The sequence below is a fragment of the Burkholderia ubonensis subsp. mesacidophila genome (assembly GCF_002097715.1).
In the GTDB taxonomy this organism is placed as follows: domain Bacteria; phylum Pseudomonadota; class Gammaproteobacteria; order Burkholderiales; family Burkholderiaceae; genus Burkholderia; species Burkholderia mesacidophila.
The window spans coordinates 2,746,728-2,763,309 of the sequence record NZ_CP020738.1; the positions used below are offsets into that span (position 1 = coordinate 2,746,728).

The 16,582-nt window shown below is 68.7% G+C and carries 14 protein-coding genes; 4 read left to right on the forward strand and 10 right to left on the reverse strand.

Going from position 1 to position 16,582, the window contains the following annotated elements; all coding sequences use genetic code 11:
- The first annotated feature begins 44 nt into the window (after positions 1 to 44).
- From arcD to arcC, 4 genes are read left to right on the forward strand one after another with little or no spacing between them, the layout of a single operon-like run.
- Positions 45 to 1,508, forward strand: a complete 1,464-nt coding sequence (gene arcD / locus B7P44_RS29850; protein WP_084909452.1) for an arginine-ornithine antiporter — start codon at positions 45 to 47, stop codon at positions 1,506 to 1,508.
- Positions 1,509 to 1,525: 17 nt separating this feature from the next.
- Positions 1,526 to 2,782 carry an arginine deiminase gene (arcA, locus tag B7P44_RS29855; RefSeq protein WP_084909453.1) on the forward strand — a complete coding sequence of 419 codons (1,257 nt, stop codon included), beginning with the start codon at positions 1,526 to 1,528 and terminating at the stop codon, positions 2,780 to 2,782.
- A 58-nt stretch (positions 2,783 to 2,840) separates the two neighbouring features.
- Positions 2,841 to 3,851 carry an ornithine carbamoyltransferase gene (locus tag B7P44_RS29860; RefSeq protein WP_084909454.1) on the forward strand — a complete coding sequence of 337 codons (1,011 nt, stop codon included), beginning with the start codon at positions 2,841 to 2,843 and terminating at the stop codon, positions 3,849 to 3,851.
- Positions 3,852 to 3,909: 58 nt separating this feature from the next.
- The gene (arcC, locus tag B7P44_RS29865; protein WP_084909455.1) at positions 3,910 to 4,848 is read left to right on the forward strand and encodes a carbamate kinase; all 939 of its coding nucleotides are present in this window, start codon (positions 3,910 to 3,912) and stop codon (positions 4,846 to 4,848) included.
- Positions 4,849 to 4,905: 57 nt separating this feature from the next.
- On the opposite strand, the gene sctC is transcribed toward arcC, so the two are convergent.
- From sctC to B7P44_RS29915, 10 genes are all read right to left on the reverse strand, one after another.
- On the reverse strand, positions 4,906 to 6,717 hold the full coding sequence (gene sctC / locus B7P44_RS29870; RefSeq protein WP_084909456.1) for a type III secretion system outer membrane ring subunit SctC: 1,812 nt from the start codon (positions 6,715 to 6,717) through the stop codon (positions 4,906 to 4,908).
- Between the two features lie 117 nt (positions 6,718 to 6,834).
- Positions 6,835 to 8,541, reverse strand: a complete 1,707-nt coding sequence (gene pilV, locus B7P44_RS29875; protein WP_084909457.1) for a shufflon system plasmid conjugative transfer pilus tip adhesin PilV — start codon at positions 8,539 to 8,541, stop codon at positions 6,835 to 6,837.
- A complete protein-coding gene (gene pilM / locus B7P44_RS29880; protein WP_084909458.1) occupies positions 8,541 to 9,020 on the reverse strand; it encodes a type IV pilus biogenesis protein PilM in 480 nt (159 codons plus the stop codon). The genes pilV and pilM overlap by 1 nt, the downstream gene beginning before the upstream one ends.
- Positions 9,021 to 9,056: 36 nt before the next feature.
- Entirely contained in the window at positions 9,057 to 9,611 is a 555-nt protein-coding gene (locus tag B7P44_RS29885; protein WP_084909459.1) for a type 4 pilus major pilin, read from the reverse strand.
- Positions 9,612 to 9,643: 32 nt separating this feature from the next.
- Positions 9,644 to 10,720 carry a type II secretion system F family protein gene (locus tag B7P44_RS29890; RefSeq protein WP_084909460.1) on the reverse strand — a complete coding sequence of 359 codons (1,077 nt, stop codon included), beginning with the start codon at positions 10,718 to 10,720 and terminating at the stop codon, positions 9,644 to 9,646.
- Complete coding sequence (locus B7P44_RS29895) at positions 10,710 to 12,326, reverse strand: GspE/PulE family protein (RefSeq protein ID WP_084909461.1); 1,617 nt, start codon at positions 12,324 to 12,326, stop codon at positions 10,710 to 10,712. The genes B7P44_RS29890 and B7P44_RS29895 overlap by 11 nt, the downstream gene beginning before the upstream one ends.
- Entirely contained in the window at positions 12,323 to 12,811 is a 489-nt protein-coding gene (gene pilP / locus B7P44_RS29900) for a type IV pilus biogenesis protein PilP (RefSeq protein ID WP_084909462.1), read from the reverse strand. The genes B7P44_RS29895 and pilP overlap by 4 nt, the downstream gene beginning before the upstream one ends.
- Before the next feature lie 13 nt (positions 12,812 to 12,824).
- The gene (gene pilO2, locus B7P44_RS29905) at positions 12,825 to 14,114 is read right to left on the reverse strand and encodes a type 4b pilus protein PilO2 (RefSeq protein ID WP_084909463.1); all 1,290 of its coding nucleotides are present in this window, start codon (positions 14,112 to 14,114) and stop codon (positions 12,825 to 12,827) included.
- 11 nt (positions 14,115 to 14,125) lie between these two features.
- Positions 14,126 to 15,874 carry a PilN family type IVB pilus formation outer membrane protein gene (gene pilN, locus B7P44_RS29910; protein WP_084909464.1) on the reverse strand — a complete coding sequence of 583 codons (1,749 nt, stop codon included), beginning with the start codon at positions 15,872 to 15,874 and terminating at the stop codon, positions 14,126 to 14,128.
- Positions 15,874 to 16,392 carry a toxin co-regulated pilus biosynthesis Q family protein gene (locus B7P44_RS29915; RefSeq protein WP_084909465.1) on the reverse strand — a complete coding sequence of 173 codons (519 nt, stop codon included), beginning with the start codon at positions 16,390 to 16,392 and terminating at the stop codon, positions 15,874 to 15,876. The genes pilN and B7P44_RS29915 overlap by 1 nt, the downstream gene beginning before the upstream one ends.
- Positions 16,393 to 16,582 lie beyond the last annotated feature (190 nt).

The window sequence follows — 16,582 nt, forward strand, 5'->3', positions numbered from 1 at the left end:
ACGCACGCCGCGATCTTGCGCGAACGCGACCGAGAGGAAACATCATGGCTGAAATAACTCAAAACGAAGACGTCGCGGCACAACCCGCCGCCGCGCACAAACTCCGACTCGGCGCGCTGACCGCGCTCGTGGTCGGCTCGATGATCGGCGGCGGCATCTTTTCGCTGCCGCAGAACATGGCCGCCAACGCGGAGGCCGGCGCGATCCTGATCGGCTGGGCGATCACCGCGATCGGCATGCTCACGCTCGCGTTCGTGTTCCAGACGCTCGCGAACCGCAAGCCGCAGCTCGACGGCGGCGTCTACGCGTATGCGAAGGCCGGCTTCGGCGACTACATGGGCTTCTCGTCGGCGTGGGGCTACTGGATCAGCGCGTGGCTCGGCAACGTCGGCTACTTCGTGCTGCTGTTCTCGACGCTCGGCTACTTCTTCCCGGTGTTCGGCGAAGGCAACACGCCCGCCGCGATCGCGGGCGCCTCGGTGCTGCTGTGGGCCGTGCACTTCCTCGTGCTGCGCGGGATCAAGGAAGCGGCGTTCATCAACCTGGTCACGACCGTCGCGAAGATCGTCCCGCTCGCGCTGTTCATCCTGATCTGCGTGTTCGCGTTCAAGCTCGACGTGTTCCGCACCGACATCTGGGGCCACGCGCATCCGTCGCTCGGCTCGGTGATGACCCAGGTGCGCAGCATGATGCTCGTCACCGTGTGGGTGTTCATCGGCATCGAAGGCGCGAGCATCTTCTCGGCGCGTGCGGAAAAGCGCAGCGACGTCGGCCGCGCGACCGTGATCGGCTTCGTCGGCGTGCTGCTCGTGCTGGTGCTCGTCAACGTGCTGTCGCTCGGCATCATGACGCAGCCGCAGCTCGCGAAGCTGCAGAACCCGTCGATGGCGGCCGTGCTCGAGCATGTCGTCGGCCACTGGGGCGCGATCCTCATCAGCGTCGGCCTCGTCGTGTCGCTCGCCGGCGCGCTGCTGTCCTGGGTGCTGCTCTGCGCGGAAATCCTGTTCTCGGCCGCGAAGGACCACACGATGCCTGCGTTCCTGCGCAAGGAGAACGCGAACCACGTGCCGGCGAACGCGCTCTGGATCACCAACGCGATGGTCCAGGTGTTCCTGCTGATCACGCTGTTCTCGCAAAGCACCTATCTGTCGCTGATCTATCTCGCGACGTCGATGATCCTGATCCCGTACTTCTGGTCGGCCGCTTACGCGCTGCTGCTCGCCGTGCGCGGCGAGGCCTATGAAGGCGACGCGCGCCAGCGCCGCAACGACGGCTTCGTCGCCGCGCTCGCCGTGCTCTACGCGGTGTGGCTGCTGTACGCGGGCGGCGTCAAGTACCTGCTGCTGTCCGCACTGCTCTACGCGCCGGGCGCGCTGTTCTTCGCGAAGGCGAAGCGCGAGCTCGGCAAACCGGTCTTCACCGCCACCGAAAAGCTGATCTTCGCGGCGGTGGCCGCCGCCGCGCTCGCCGCGGCCTACGCGCTCCATAGCGGGCTCCTCACCCTTTGATCGAAAAGGTAACCAATATGAACAACGCCATTCCTCAAGTCGGTGTCCATTCCGAAGCCGGCAAACTGCGCAAGGTGCTCGTGTGCTCGCCCGGGCTCGCGCATCAGCGCCTCACGCCGAGCAACTGCGACGACCTGCTGTTCGACGACGTGATGTGGGTGAACCAGGCGAAGCGCGACCACTTCGACTTCGTGTCGAAGATGCGCGAGCGCGGCGTCGAAGTGCTGGAGATGCACAACCTGCTGACCGAGACCGTCAAGAACCCGGCCGCGCTGAAGTGGATCCTCGATCGCAAGATCACGCCGGACAGCGTCGGCACGGGCCTCGTCGGCGAGGTGCGCGCGTGGCTCGAAAGCCTCGAGCCGCGCACGCTCGCCGAATTCCTGATCGGCGGCGTCGCGGCGAGCGACATCCCGGGCGCCGAGCGCTCGAAGGTGCTCACGCTGTTCCGCGACTATCTCGGCAAGTCGTCGTTCGTGCTGCCGCCGCTGCCGAACATGATGTTCACGCGCGACACGTCGTGCTGGATCTACGGCGGCGTCACGCTGAACCCGATGCACTGGCCCGCGCGCCGGCAGGAAACGCTGCTCGTCACCGCGATCTACAAGTTCCATCCGGCGTTCGCCGATGCGCAGTTCGACATCTGGTACGGCGATCCCGACCGCGATCACGGGATGGCGACGCTCGAAGGCGGCGACGTGATGCCGATCGGCCGCGGCGTCGTGCTCGTCGGGATGGGCGAGCGCACGTCGCACCAGGCGATCGGCCAGCTCGCGCAGTCGCTGTTCGCGAAGGGCGCGGCCGAGCGCGTGATCGTCGCCGGCATGCCGGCCTCGCGCGCGGCGATGCACCTCGACACCGTGTTCAGCTTCTGCGACCGCGATCTCGTGACGATCTTCCCGGAAGTCGTGAACCGGATCGTGCCGTTCACGCTGCGCCCGAGCGACGATGCGCATGACGGCATCGACATCGTGCGCGAGGACCAGCCGTTCGTCGACGTCGTCGCGCAGGCGCTCGGCCTCAATGCGCTGCGCGTCGTCGAGACCGGCGGCAACGATTTCGCGGCCGAGCGCGAGCAATGGGACGACGGCAACAACATGGTGTGCGTCGAGCCGGGCGTCGTCATCGGCTACGACCGCAACACGTACACGAACACGCTGCTGCGCAAGGCGGGCATCGAGGTGATCACGATCAGCTCGAGCGAGCTCGGGCGCGGCCGCGGCGGCGGCCACTGCATGACCTGCCCGGTCCTGCGCGATCCGATCGACTACTGACACCCGCAGCGCGGCGCCCCGGCGCCGCGCCCACCCCGACACACCCTGGAGAAACCAGATGAGCTTCAACCTGCACAATCGCAACCTGCTGAGCCTGATTCACCACAACACGCGCGAGCTGCGCTACCTGCTCGATCTCGCGCGCGACCTGAAGCGCGCGAAGTACAGCGGCACCGAGCAGCCGCATCTCGTGCGCAAGAACATCGCGCTCATTTTCGAAAAGACGTCGACCCGCACGCGCTGCGCATTCGAGGTCGCCGCATACGACCAGGGCGCGAACGTCACGTACATCGACCCGACGTCGTCGCAGATCGGCCACAAGGAAAGCATGAAGGACACCGCGCGCGTGCTCGGCCGGATGTACGACGCGATCGAGTATCGCGGCTTCAGCCAGGAGATCGTCGAGGAGCTCGCGCATCATGCGGGCGTGCCCGTGTTCAACGGCCTCACCGACGAATACCATCCGACGCAGATGCTGGCCGACGTGCTGACGATGCGCGAGCACAGCGACAAGCCGCTGCACGACATCAGCTATGCGTATCTCGGCGACGCGCGCAACAACATGGGCAACTCGCTGCTCCTGATCGGCGCGAAGCTCGGGATGGACGTGCGGATCGGCGCGCCGAAGTCGCTGTGGCCCTCCGCCGAGCTCGTCGCGCAGTGCGAGGCGTTCGCGGCCGAAAGCGGCGCGCGGATCACGCTGACCGAAGACCCGCTCGAAGCGGTCAAGGGCGTCGACTTCATCCACACGGACGTGTGGGTGTCGATGGGCGAGCCGGTCGAAGCGTGGGACGAGCGGATCAAGGCGCTGCTGCCGTATCAGGTGAACCGCAAGCTGATCGAATCGACCGGCAACCCGCGCACGCGCTTCATGCACTGCCTGCCGGCGTTCCACAACTGCGAGACGAAGGTCGGCAAGCAGATCGCCGAGCGCTATCCGCATCTGAAGGACGGCATCGAAGTCACCGACGAGGTGTTCGAATCCCCGCGCTGCATCGCGTTCGAGCAGGCGGAAAACCGCATGCACACGATCAAGGCAGTCCTCGTGTCGACGCTCGGCGGCATCTGACGCGTCCACGCGCACGGCGCGCAACAGCGTGCCGTGCGCATCTTCAAGGAGAAACACGATGCGTATCGTCATCGCATTGGGCGGCAACGCGCTCCTGCAGCGCAATCAGCCGATGACCGAAACCCAGCAGCGCGAGAACGTGAAGATCGCGGTCGCGCAGATGGCGCAGATCGCGCCCGGCAACGAGCTCGTGATCGCGCACGGCAACGGGCCGCAGGTCGGCCTGCTCGCGCTGCAGGGCGCGGCCTACACCGCGGTCGCCCCCTACCCGCTCGACGTGCTCGGCGCGCAGACGGAAGGGATGATCGGCTACCTGATCGAACAGGAAATGGGCAATCTGCTGCCGCCCGACGCGCCGTTTGCGACGCTGCTCACGCAGGTCGAGGTCGATCCGGCCGATCCCGCGTTCGACCATCCGACCAAGCCGATCGGCCCCGTCTACGTACGCGAGGAGGCCGAACGGCTCGCGCACGAGAAAGGCTGGAGCATCGCGCCGGACGGCGACAAGTTCCGCCGCGTGGTGCCGAGCCCGCGGCCGCGGCGCATCTTCGAGATCCGGCCGATCAAGTGGCTGCTCGAGCAAGGCACGATCGTGATCTGCGCGGGCGGCGGCGGCATTCCGACGCGCTACGACGCGAACGGCAAGCTCTCGGGCGTCGAGGCGGTGATCGACAAGGATCTGTGCGCGGCGCTGCTCGGACGCGAACTGCACGCGGACCTGCTCGTGATCGCGACCGACGTCGACGGCGCATACATCGACTGGGGCAAGCCGACCCAGTCGCTGATCGAGGCCGCGCATCCGGATGAGCTCGAGCGGCTCGGCTTCGCGGCCGGCTCGATGGGGCCGAAGGTCCAGGCGGCGATCGAGTTCGCGCGCGAGACCGGGCGGGACGCCGTGATCGGCTCGCTCGCGGACATCGTCGCGATCTCCGAAGGCCGCGCCGGCACGCGCGTCAGCACGAAGGTCGACGGCATTCGCTATCGCAAGCCGCAATAATCGAAGCTTGACGAACACCCGGCCGGCGGCTGCATGCGCCGGCCGATCGACACCCGTTCAAGGCTCGATCACACGCGGCGTCACGAGAAAGAGCCGCTCGCTGTGGCTGTCCTGCTTGTCGGTCGAGCGGAACAGCGCGCCGATGAGCGGCAGCTTCGACAGCACCGGCACGCCCGATTGCGTGCTCGAGCGCGCATCCATCTTGTAGCCTGCGATCAGCAGCGCCTGCCCCTGCTCGATGAACGCCTGCGTGTTGATCTCGGTCGACACGATCACCGGAATGTTGTCGACCGTCTGCCGCGACAGTTCGCCGTCGACGATCCGCACGTCGAGCTTGATCTGCGTGCGCCCGCCCTCCTCGACGACCATCGGCAGCACGCGCAGCGACACGCCGGTCGAAATGCTGTACAGGTCGGCCGACGTATAGCCCGCGACCCGCACGAAGAACTGCCGCTTGTTGTCCATCACCGCCTCGACGTTGTCGAGCGTGGTGACTTTCGGGCTCGCGTCGGTGCGCGCCTGGTTCGACGATTCGAGCGCGTTGATCCGCGCGAGCAGATAGCGGCCCGCGTCGCCGAGCACGGCCGTCAGCGACAGGCCGAGCGGGCTCGCCGACACGCCGCCCGAATCGTTGCCGGACAGCGAGATCGAGCCGAAGGTCGGATTCAGCGAGCCGTTCGCATACGAATTCTGCGACGTCAGCCCGGTGCCCGTCTGCAGGTCGAAATGGCTGTTGTGCGCGCGCCAGTCGATGCCGAGCTGCCTGAGCGCGCCTTCGTCGATCTCGATCATGCGCGCCTCGATCTCGATCAGGCGCGGCTTCACGTCGAGCAGCGCGATCAGGTCCGGGTACTGCGTCATGTGCTCCGGCACGTCGCGCACGAGAATCGAGTTCGTGCGCGGATCGGCCTGGATCACCGGCAGGTCGGCCGCGTCGGCCGCGCCCACGGGCACGCCGTTCGCGCCGCCGCCGCTCGCGTCGGGCGCGCCGCCCGGCGCCCGCGCCGGGCCCGCATTCGCGATCGCCGCGGCGAGCATCCCGCTCGGACGCGGGTCGCCCCCCTGGCCGCCGCCCTGCGCGAGCGCGCCGTCGCCCGACTGGGCGCCCTGCATGTACGGCGGCAGCGGCGGCAACGGCGGCACGCCGCTGCGTCCGCCGCCGAGATCCATCATCGGCGCGGCGCGGCTGATCGGCTTGCCGACCGTCGTCTGCGACGCGTGCTTGCCTTCGCCCGGGTGATACATCCGGTTCAGCAGCGACGCGACGCCCGGCATCGTCACGGTCGTGCCGTCGACGTTCACGTCGCGATCCGCGGCCCACGCGTGCTTCAGCGAGAACACGCGGATCCGCGTGCCGCCCGTGCGCGCGGAATTCTCGTCGAGCCGCGCGGCGACGCTCGTCACGAGCTCGACGTAGCGCGGCGGCCCCGCGACGAGCGCGGTGCGCTGCTGCGCGTTGTAGGTGACCGGATAGCGCGGGTCGGCAACCTTCATCTGCTCGAGCAGGTCGCGCAGGTCGCCGGTGTTCGCGTGGTCGAGCTTGACGAGGGTGCTCTTCATGTCGCTCGCGGGCGTCACGTGCAGCACGGTGCCGTCGTAGTACCAGACGAAGCCGAACGATGCGGCGAGCGTGTCGAGGAAGCGCTGCGGCGACATCTTCATCTTGCCGCTGACGGCGCCGCCCACGCCGGGCGCGACGTTCGCCGCGATGTTCTGGCTCGCGGCGAGATCGCGCAGCACGTCCTTCACGTCCTTGCCTTCCGCCGCGTACTGGATTTCGGGGCTGCGCCAGCGGATCGGCGCGGCGTCGACGGAAAGGCTCGCGAGCGAGCACAGCAGGGACAGCAAAACGGGGATCTTGGCCTTCATGGGTCCGTCCGGTGGGGGCGCGCGGCCGTCGAGAGGACAGGCGCGCGCCGCAGATGGGAGACCCGTGCAGTAAACCGCAGCCGCGCGCGGCGGAGGCCGCGCGCGGCGAAGCTCCGTTCAATAGAACGAATTGATGGTCCAGCCGGTTGCGAGCGGCGTCTGGAGGAAGGTCTTCCTGCTGTTGCAGTAATTCGACGTCCACGGCGTCGCGGGGCGGTCGTAGGTCGCCCAGTTGCTGTACAGCACGACCGTGTAGCCCTGCCTCGGCTCGGCGGCCTGGTTCAGCGTGACGTTGATCGTCGCCGCATCGTCGATGAGCTTCGGCGACTGCGCGTCGCCATGCGCGATGATCTTCTTGCTCTGGTTATCGACAATGTCGACGACGAGCCGCATCTGTCCTTCCCAGCCTTTCGAATTGCAGATCGCGTAGCTCATGTGCATGTACGCGCTCACCGAAATGAGCCCGTTGTTGTCGAGCGTGACGGGACGTTCGATCCGGTACGTGTAGGTGCCGTCCTCTGCGTAGGTGATGAACGAGCCGTTCGGATAGCCGCCGGTGTAGGTGTACGAGCATTGCGAGAAATCGGTCGCGCCCGGCGTCGCCATCAGGATCTGGCAGTCCATGTCGGTGCTGCCGATCTTGATCCCGGACTGCGGCAGCCACTTGCCGTTCTGGCATGACAGCACTTGTCCGTCCTGGCCCATCGATATGAGCCCTGCATCCTTCCGGCTCGAATCGGGCGCGCACGGCGTGTTGACGACGACGCGCCCGGTGATTTCATACTGTTTGGCCGAGACGACGCCGGGCACGATCAGGTTGTCGTTCTGGTCCACGGCGAGCGCCTGCCAGCCGTAGCCCGTCCACGCGTAGGCGCGGAACTTGTCGAGCGTAAGGCGAACGTCGCCGGTTTCGTTCACCTTTTCGGCGGGCGGGGTGTTCACCGGGTCGACCGGCAGGTCGTTCGCCGTGTCGACGGGATTTTTCCAATGACCGCCGGCGCCGCGCCACATGCCGTTCCTGCAGCTCAGCAGATTGCCGGCCGCGTCGGCGCCGAGCTTGCCGTTCGCGTAGCTGCCGGCCGTTCCGCAGTATTTGGCGTCGGGCGTGCCTTCGACGAACGTATGCGTGAGCCAGATCGGCACCTGCATCGTGTTCACCTCCGGATGGCCGCCGATGTCGACGCGGTACAGGTATTCGTTGTTGACCTGCTGGCCCGGGCCGTTGAAGAAGATTTCATTTGCGAGGTGACCGGCGTTCGGCGGCGCGGCGTCGTTCGGATCGCACTTCGGCGCGGCAACGCCCATGAACGTGGCGAGCGGCATCCGCCACGCGTCGTATGCGCCGCGCGCCTCCGTCGGAATGCGCGCGCTGATCGATCCGCCGCCCGGACCGGACCCCGCGGCGATCGGCCCCAGCTCCACGTCGCCGATCGCCTCGCCGCCCGTCGTCACGACAAGTGCATCGAGGCCGCGCCCGTTCGCGGTCTGCTTGACCATCACGCAGGTGTTCTGGCCATAGGCGTTGCGCGACTGCAGCGCGGCCGACAGGTCACCGCTCGCCTGCAATTCGGCGAGCGTCATCACGACCGGCTGCTTCGTGCCGGTCCGTTGTATCCACGCGTCGTAATCGCGCTTCAACGCACGCGTCGCCGCGGCCGTCACCTGCGCCTGGTATTGCGCGGCCTGCTGCGCGCGCACGTCGTCGAGCGACGTATCCATCAATACAGCGATACCGGCGAGCATCAGCGCGGCGATCGCCAGCGCGCCGAGCATCTCGATCAGCGCGAAGCCGCGCGCGCGGCGGCGATAAGACTTGATATGCATCAGTACGCTTGCCCCATCCATACCGGAAGGCCGTTCGCAATCTTCAGCCCGGCGGGCAGCGGCACGCCGTTCGAAGGAAGATCGCTGCGCGCGTAGCCCGCCCGCACGACCGCGCCGCGATAGGCGACGCCCGCGAGCAGCGAGCCGTCCGCGAGCGTCGCAATCTCGCCCGAGATGTTCACGGGCGGCGGTGCGGCCGCATAGGTGACGACCGTGCCGCCCGCGACGTAGTTGCGCCACAACGGGTTCGCGCCCGGATACCACGAAGGAAACGTCAGTTGTGTCGCCGACACCGCGCCGCGCGTGCCTGGATGCAGGCGCGCGTAGTCGAGCGCCGCCTGGCGATAGATCGCAAGGTTGTCGGCGAGCGCCTGCGCGATGCGCGGCGGCTGCAGCGCGGGAATGGCGGACTGGCCTTGCAGCGTCGCGTAGACAGCGGCGATCGAAGCGAAGGACAGCACGGCGGCGAGGGCGTACATGAGCGGCGTGGGCGATGGCGAACGAGTCGGGTGGCGTCAGTTCGACGTCCAGATGATCGTGGCGTTGTCCACGCAGGCCGCCGTCGCGGCGGCCGGCGTGACCGGATAGTTGATCCCGGCATTCTGACCGACCGCAACCAACCGCCAGTTGCCGCCCGCCGTCAACGTGTTGATGCAGATATCGCGCGGAATGTTCGTGTACTGAACGGTGAAGGTCTGTCCTTGCCCCGTCACCGTGACGTTCCCGCCCCATGCGTTCGATACGATTGCATTGTTGACAGGCAGCGTGCCCGGAAACACCTTCGCCGCGATCAGGTTCGCGTTGAGATCGACGTTATTGCCGTAATTGTTCACCTGCCCCATATAAAGCTTCTTGGTCCCCGTCTGAATCGCATTCAGCTCCTCGGCGAGCCGGTTCGTGTTCGCGCTCGAAAACGCCGAGCCGAGCAGCGCGATCGCGCCGACGATCACGATCGCGGCGACGCCGAGATACGCGATGCTCTCGAGCAGCGATGCGCCGCGCTGCTTGCGGTGGCGCCGGCAGAACGCCGGCTGGTGTCGATAGGCGGGAGGGTTGGCGAGTGGTTTCATGGTGTGTTCTCCTGGATTGAAAATGCGCGACGTCAATGCATCGCGCGCGTCATCGCGGCGATTTCCTGCTGGATACCGAAAAAGCCCGTCACGAGCCAGCCGATCAGCATCGCCAGCACGACGATCGCGGCGCCGTTCAGCACGCGCATCTGCGCGGTGATGCGCGCGACGCCCTCTTCGAGCCATTCGTCGGCGAGCATCTTGAGCGCCGCGTCGAAGCCGCCGAATTCGGCGTAGATGCACAGATCCTCGACGATCTCGCGCGACGGAAAGTGATAGCCGGTGTTGTGCAGCGCCTCGCCGGCGTTGAGGCCGGACTTCACGCCGACCAGCGTGTCGTCGATCCGCTCGCGCAGCCACGGCCCCGCGACCGCGCCGATCTTGAGCAGCGCCTTCTCGACCGTGACGCCCGACGCCTGCAGCGCCGAGAACGCGATCAGGAAACCGCTGCCCGCGACGAGCCGGTAGATCGAATAAGGCGGCACGCGGTCCGCGTAGATGCGCAGCGGCCCGCGCCAGCGCGGCAGCGACCACGCGAGCGCGGCAAACGCGGCGACGAGCAGCGCGACGACGACGAGCATCCAGCCCTGCACGAACAGCGACATCAGGTACAGCGAGCGCGCGGCGCCGTGCCAGTGCGTCGGATCGGCGATCAGCGCGAATTTCGGGATCACGTGCGTGCCGAACAGGTACAGGTAGCCGATCACCATCACGACGAGCCCGACCGGATACGCGACGCCGCCCGTGACCGCGCGGCTGATCTTGCGGCCCGACTGCACGATGTCGGCCACCGACGCGAGCGCGTCCTCGATGCGCCCCGCCTGCTCGCCCGCCGCGACGATCATCTGCTCGGTCGCGGGCACCCACGTTTCCATCGCCTCGGACAGCATCCCCCCGTTCTGCACCGCGAGGCGCCAGTCGGCCAGCACGAGCGCGAGCGGCTCGCGCGGCTTGCGGCCCTCGCGCGACGCACGCCATTCGAGCTCTTCGAGCACCTTGAGCAGCGGTAGCCCGTTGCCGAGCATCTTCGCGATCTTCCGATAGACGCGCAGCCGCTCGTCGGCATTCAGGCACAGCTTCGCCCAGCGGCGATTCAGCTCAAGTGCCATAGCTGAATCCGACGAGCGACAGCTGCTGCCGCGCTTCGCCCGACACCGGCGCGAGCGTGCCGACGATGCGCTCGACGCCGCGCGGATCGACGAGCCCCGCCGCGACCTTGCGCAACGCGTGCTCGCCGAGCGTCACCCCGCCGAGCGTGCGGGTCCAGTACTCGAGCGCGCCGGCCTTGTCGCCGTCGCGCAGGAACTCGAACAGCCGCGCGTCGGGCAGGATCACCTCGGCGACGACCGTGCGGCCGATCGTGCCGACGGTACGGCAATGCGCGCAGCCGTCGCCCGCGATGCACACGTCGTGCATCCGGCTGTCGAGCGCGAGCCGCAGCCGCGCGAACAGGCCCGGCTCGATGCGGTCCGGATGATCGACGAGCCGCAGCTTGCAATGCGGGCACAGCAGCTTCACGAGACGCTGGCTGATGAGCCCGGAGACCACCGTGTGATCGGTGACCATCCGCGCATGCAGGCCGAGATCGATCAGCCGGTCGGCAATCGCGAGCGCGCTGTTCGCGTGCACCGTCGTCCACACCTGGTGGCCCGTCATCGACGCGCGCAGCGCCGTCTGCCCGGACGCGCGGTCGCGGATCTCGCCGATCATGATCGTGTCCGGATCGAGCCGCATCGCGTTCGTGATCGCCGCCGCGAACGCGAGCGCGCGCGCCTCCTCGGTCGGCGCGTTCGCGACCGGCGTCTGCACCGCGCCGCCGATCGGATATTCGATCGGGTCCTCGACCGTGATCACGTGCAGGCTGCCGCGCGATTCGTCGATCTGCGCGGCGAGCATCCGCTGCAGCGTCGTCGACTTGCCGGAGCCCGTCGGCCCGCTGATGATGTTCATCCCGTGCGGCTGCGCGCGCAGCGTGCGGAATGCCGCGACGTGCTCGGGCGCGAAGCCGAGCGCCGCGAGATCGGTCGCGTCGCCCGCGTCGTTGTAGAGCAGCCGCAGCACCATCAGGCTGCCTTCGTTGGTCGGCGTCGTCGCGATCCGCACGCCGTACAGGTCGTCCGGCAGCTTGTCGCGATCGCCGATGCTCGCGTCCTGCCGCTCGTTCGGCCGGTAGCTGTTGTCCGACACGGTCGTCATCGCGCCGTACAGCGTCGCGAGCAGCCGCTCGCCGTGCTCGCGCGTGTGCTCGTTCACGCGCAAGAGCTCGTTGTGGATCCGGAAGAAGACCTCGGTGCTGAAGCGGCGCACGCGGATATGGATGTCGGACGCGCGCTCGCGGCACGCGCGGCCGATCAGCTCCTTCGCGAGCACCTGCATCACCGTGTGATCGAGCCGCTCGCCGCCGCCCGCGACGTGCTGCCGGTACGCCTCGCGCACCTGCATCAGCGTCGCCGGCGCCGGCCGGTACGGCCGGCCCATCCGGTCGAGCCGCGCGCGATACGACAGCACGAACGGATTCATCTCGTGGCCTTCGGCAATCAGCAGGCGCCCGTCGTCGAACAGGCAGACGAACTTGCGCTCCTCGACGCTCGCGGCGAAATCGCCCGCTTCGCTGACGGCGCGCAGGCCGCGCGGCTGCGCGGCGTCGGCGCCGGCGCCGGCGGGCGGCGTCGCGCGCGCGAACGCCGGGTCGGGTCGTTGCGCGTCCTGGCTCATGAGCCGCTCGCCGGCAGGCTGGGCAGCGTCGGCAGCGGCGCGGCCGCGTCGGCCGGCAGCGGCGGATTGCCCGCATAGGAAGGCGACGCCGTCGACAGCCGGAGCGTGCGTCCGCGATTCGACACGACGACCGCGCGCGGCTCAATCGCGACGACGCGCCCGCCGTCCGGCAGCGCGTCGCCGCGCTGCACTTCAAATTCGGCGCCGCCGTTCATCCGCAGCGTCGCGAACATGCGCTTGCCGACGCCTTCGATCGCCGTCACCGTGAATTGCCCGGCTGCCGGCGCGCCGCCGCCGCGCACGCGCGCGAGCTGCGCGGTGCGCTCGGCGACCTGCTGCTCGGTCTCGAGCTTCTTCAGCTGCGCCTGCAGCAGCACCGTCTCGCTTTGCAGCTGCGTGAGCCGCGCGGCGGTGCCGTCGTCGGACGACGCGGGCCCCGCCGCGCGCGCAACGCCGGCGAGCAACGCCAGGCCAAGCGCGCACATCGATCGAACGCGACTATTTCGCATAGAGCACTCCTTCGAGAGTCCACTGATTGTTCTGGTAAGCGATGCGCTGCACGCGCAGCCCCGGCACGTCGATCGCGCGCACGAACTCGGGCGGCGCGACGCCGCCGAGGGTCGCGTTCAGCCGGTACGCGCGCCACCCGGTCACGGCGGCCGCCTGCTGCGCGAGATTCGCGAGCGGGGCGCCCGATGCCTGATCGGGAAGCAGCCGGTCGAGTTTAGCGGCCGTGTCGAGCCATTGGAGACGCGACAGAAGTTGTGTCCTGACAGCCGAATCGTCGACGAGCGGCGTGTCGCCCGCCGCCGGCGCGGCGAGCGGCACGTCGAGCGTCGCGCGCTCGCCGTCGGTGTCGACGCTCGCTGCGGGCTCCACGGCGAGCAGGTAGCGCACGTTCGAGCCGTTGCGCGCCCACGCGAAGTGCGCGGTGCCCGGCGTGCATTCGTAGCGCTCGAGCCGCCAGCCGCCCGGCGCGAGCCGGCCGAAGCCCGTCGCGCACGCGCGCGCGAACTCGACCGCGTCGGGCAGCGTCGCCCACGGATGCACGATGGGCGCGCTCGTCGCCTGGCGCGCGGCGAGCTCCGCGCGCACGCGTTCGAGCGCCGCCTCGCGCTCCTCGGCCTCGACCTTCGCGCGATGATGCCAATACGCGAGCGCGCCGCCGCCCGCGACGCACACGAGCGTCGCGGCGATCAGCGCGGTGCGCGCCGACAGGCGCCGCTCGACGGGCCGCAGCGCCCACCAGCGCTCGGTGCGCGGCCGGCCGCCGCGGCGCGGCAGCAGATCGTCGAGCCGCTTCGGCTGGAAATTCTGGAAGCCCTGCTTCTCGAGCTCCGGCTCGCCGATCACGACGTTCCAGCCGCCCCACGCGTAATCGGTGTGCAGCTTTTCCAGCGCTTCCTCGCGGCTGCCGACCCAGTCGCCGTTCGGCATGAACGCGTGGTCGCGCACCGCGAAATACGCCCAGCGCCCGTCGGGCAGCGCGAATGCGCCGAGCCAGTTCGGCGCGGGCTGCCGGCGGCCGTTGTAGAACGCGCCTTCGAGCGCGATCGCGCGCGACACCATCGCGCCGAGCGACAGATGCCCGGGCGCGAAGCCGTCGCGCGTGTTCGCATAGCCCGCCGCCGCGACGCCGCGATCGATCCGCAGCACCATCAGGTCGAACTTCAGCTTCTTCGCGAGCTCGACCGCTTCGGCGCGCAGCTCGTTGCGCCGCGACAGCGATTGCCAGAACAGCCCGCCGACGAAGCGCTGGCGGCCGATTTGAATCACTTGCGCGCTCATCGCCGGCTCCGTCAGGCGCCGCCGCGCTGCGTGACGGGCGTGATCAGGATCACGATCACCTCGCGCGCGCGTTGCGCCTCGTAGCCGCCGCCGAGCGCGATCATCTTCGGCGTGCCGACGCCGCGCTCGTCGAGCGAATCGTTCGTGCCTTCGTAGCCGCTGATGACGAGCGTCTCGCCCGACTTCATCGCGACCCGCTGCAGGAAGTTGCGCATGTCGACGTCGGGCGTCTGGATCTTCGTCGCGCCGGCGCCGGTGCTGCTCGACACGTCCTTCAGCTGGAGCAGCGACGAGATGTTCGTCGAGAACTGCAGCATCACGGTGCCGTCGTCGAGCACGTGCGGCAGCAGCGTCATGTTGAAGCCCGTCGTCACGGTGCCCGGCGTGAGCGCCGTCGACGAGCCGACGTTCGCGGTGTTGGTCGTCGACACCGCCGCGAGGTAGCCGGTCTGCGTCGCGACCTGCACGGGCACCGGCTGGTTGTTGAGCGTCGTGACCGACGCCGACGTCTTGCGCCGCACCGTCCCCTGCTTCGACAGCGCGCGAATCAGCAGCTTCGTGCCGTTGAAGCGGCTCGTCGGGCTGAGCACCGTCGCGGACAAGTCGGCCGGCGACGTCAGCGCGACCGGCGTGAACGGATTGGCGATGCCGAAACTCGCCGACATCGTCTTGTAGACGAGGCTCCAGTCGATCCCGTACGCGTCGCCCGCGTTCAGCGACACGCTGAGCACGGTCACGTTGAGCAGCACCTGCCGCGACAGCGAGCGGTTCTGCTGCGTCATGAACGCGGCGACGCGCTCGAGCACGTCGGGCGTGTCGGTCACCGAGATCGAGCCGGTCGCGGGCGACGACACCGAGCTGCCGTAGCGCGACAGCATCGACTGGATCGCGCTCTGCAGGCCGTTGAACACCGACAGCTGCGAATTCACCGCGGTGTTCGCCGTGTTGTTCGCGGTGAGGCCCGTCGAGCCCGAGCTTGAACCGTTCGTGCCGCCGCCCGCGCCGCCGGACTGCGAGCCGCCCGACGTGCCGTCGCTCGTCGCGCCGCTCACCACCGATGCGTTCAGCGACGAATCGCCGGGAATCGCGTTGACCTGGAACGTGCGGGTATCGGTGAAGAAGAAGCGGATCGTCCCCTGCTCGTATTTCCAGAAGACGCCGAAGCGCGCGCACGCCGAGTCGAGCAGGCCGCGCAGCGTGCCGCCCGCATACAGGATGCGCACCGGCGCGAACGACGTGCCGCCGCCGTCCGCGCCCGCACCGCCGCCGCCCGCCTTGCCGGCGCCGGACGACGCGCCGCCCGGCATGCCGGGCGGCAGCGGCGGCACCGAGCGCCCGCCCGCCGCGTCGAGGAACGCGGGCGCGCCGCGCGCGGCGCCCTCCGCACCGCCGTTCTGCGAACGCGCGGCCGCCTGCTGCGCGCTCGCGGCCACCTGCGTCGGCACCTGCGTGAGCCGCGTGATCTGCTGCGCGAATTCGGACAACGAAGAGACCGGGCGATCAAACGACGCCGGCTCGTCGAACAGCGACGGCAGCTGCTCGCCGCTTTGCAGCTTGACGGCGCCCGCCGACACCCACAGCCCGTCGTTCACGACGACGGGCGAGAGCGCGTGCACGCTGTTGTCGCCGTCGGATACGCGCTTCAGGATCGCGCCGGATTCGTTCGAATCGCGTTGCGTGTCCCGCTCGATGCCGCCGCGCAGCCCGGTGCAGCCGCTCAACAGCGCGGCGAGTAACGAAATGGCGAAAAAGACGCGCATCAGCCCGCTCCTTGCGCGACGACGCGCAACACGTGATTGCCTTGATAGAGAATCGCCTGGATCGGCGTCGACGTGCGGCCGAGACTCGCGACGAGCGCTTGCAGCGCGTCCTCGAACGAGCCGCGCAGCGTCGCCTGTGCGTCGATGCTGAAATCGACCGGCGCATCCCAGACGAGCTGCCAGCCCGCCGTACGCGCCCAGCGCGACAGCACGCCGCGAATCGTGCCGTCGGATGCACGCACGTCCCAGCTGGATGCGGCCGGGACCGGCGCTATTGCCGCCGCGGACGGCGCCTGCGCGCCCGGCGTCGCCCCGGCCGATGGCGATGGCGGCGCCGATGCCGGCGCGCGCAAGACGTCGCCGCGCTGCGCCGTCAGCGGTGTGTGATCGAAGCGCTCGGCAAATGGGCCGCCCGGCGCCGGATCGGTGCCGGCGGGCGGGCCGCTCGCCGCGCAATCGGTTGCAAAAAGCGCGATCGCGACGAGCGCGGCCGCGGCGACCGTGGCGCCGTGCATCATGATTGTCCTCGTTACTCGACTGCTGTACGCCGCTGGCCCCCGCGCTTTGCCTGGTGTCGATCCCGGAGGCCGCATCCGGCGCCTCGGAACGCCTGCGCGGCCGGAAATGACTTTCCGAATCCGGGATTACCTCGGCTTTACATAATAGGTCTACGCATGCAGTCGCATTATTGAATTGATTATTGCGCGG

Excerpts from the sequence above, each read along its gene's own strand:
- arcD (WP_084909452.1), top strand. The coding sequence starts at position 45 with ATGGCTGAAATAACTCAAAACGAAGACGTCGCGGCACAACCCGCCGCC.
- pilM (WP_084909458.1), bottom strand. The coding sequence starts at position 9,020 with ATGTACGCCCTCGCCGCCGTGCTGTCCTTCGCTTCGATCGCCGCTGTC.
- sctC (WP_084909456.1), bottom strand. The coding sequence starts at position 6,717 with ATGAAGGCCAAGATCCCCGTTTTGCTGTCCCTGCTGTGCTCGCTCGCG.
- pilO2 (WP_084909463.1), bottom strand. The coding sequence starts at position 14,114 with ATGAGCGCGCAAGTGATTCAAATCGGCCGCCAGCGCTTCGTCGGCGGG.
- pilP (WP_084909462.1), bottom strand. The coding sequence starts at position 12,811 with ATGTGCGCGCTTGGCCTGGCGTTGCTCGCCGGCGTTGCGCGCGCGGCG.
- pilV (WP_084909457.1), bottom strand. The coding sequence starts at position 8,541 with ATGCATATCAAGTCTTATCGCCGCCGCGCGCGCGGCTTCGCGCTGATC.
- arcA (WP_084909453.1), top strand. The coding sequence starts at position 1,526 with ATGAACAACGCCATTCCTCAAGTCGGTGTCCATTCCGAAGCCGGCAAA.
- B7P44_RS29890 (WP_084909460.1), bottom strand. The coding sequence starts at position 10,720 with ATGGCACTTGAGCTGAATCGCCGCTGGGCGAAGCTGTGCCTGAATGCC.
- pilN (WP_084909464.1), bottom strand. The coding sequence starts at position 15,874 with ATGCGCGTCTTTTTCGCCATTTCGTTACTCGCCGCGCTGTTGAGCGGC.
- B7P44_RS29915 (WP_084909465.1), bottom strand. The coding sequence starts at position 16,392 with ATGATGCACGGCGCCACGGTCGCCGCGGCCGCGCTCGTCGCGATCGCG.
- B7P44_RS29885 (WP_084909459.1), bottom strand. The coding sequence starts at position 9,611 with ATGAAACCACTCGCCAACCCTCCCGCCTATCGACACCAGCCGGCGTTC.
- B7P44_RS29860 (WP_084909454.1), top strand. The coding sequence starts at position 2,841 with ATGAGCTTCAACCTGCACAATCGCAACCTGCTGAGCCTGATTCACCAC.
- B7P44_RS29895 (WP_084909461.1), bottom strand. The coding sequence starts at position 12,326 with ATGAGCCAGGACGCGCAACGACCCGACCCGGCGTTCGCGCGCGCGACG.
- arcC (WP_084909455.1), top strand. The coding sequence starts at position 3,910 with ATGCGTATCGTCATCGCATTGGGCGGCAACGCGCTCCTGCAGCGCAAT.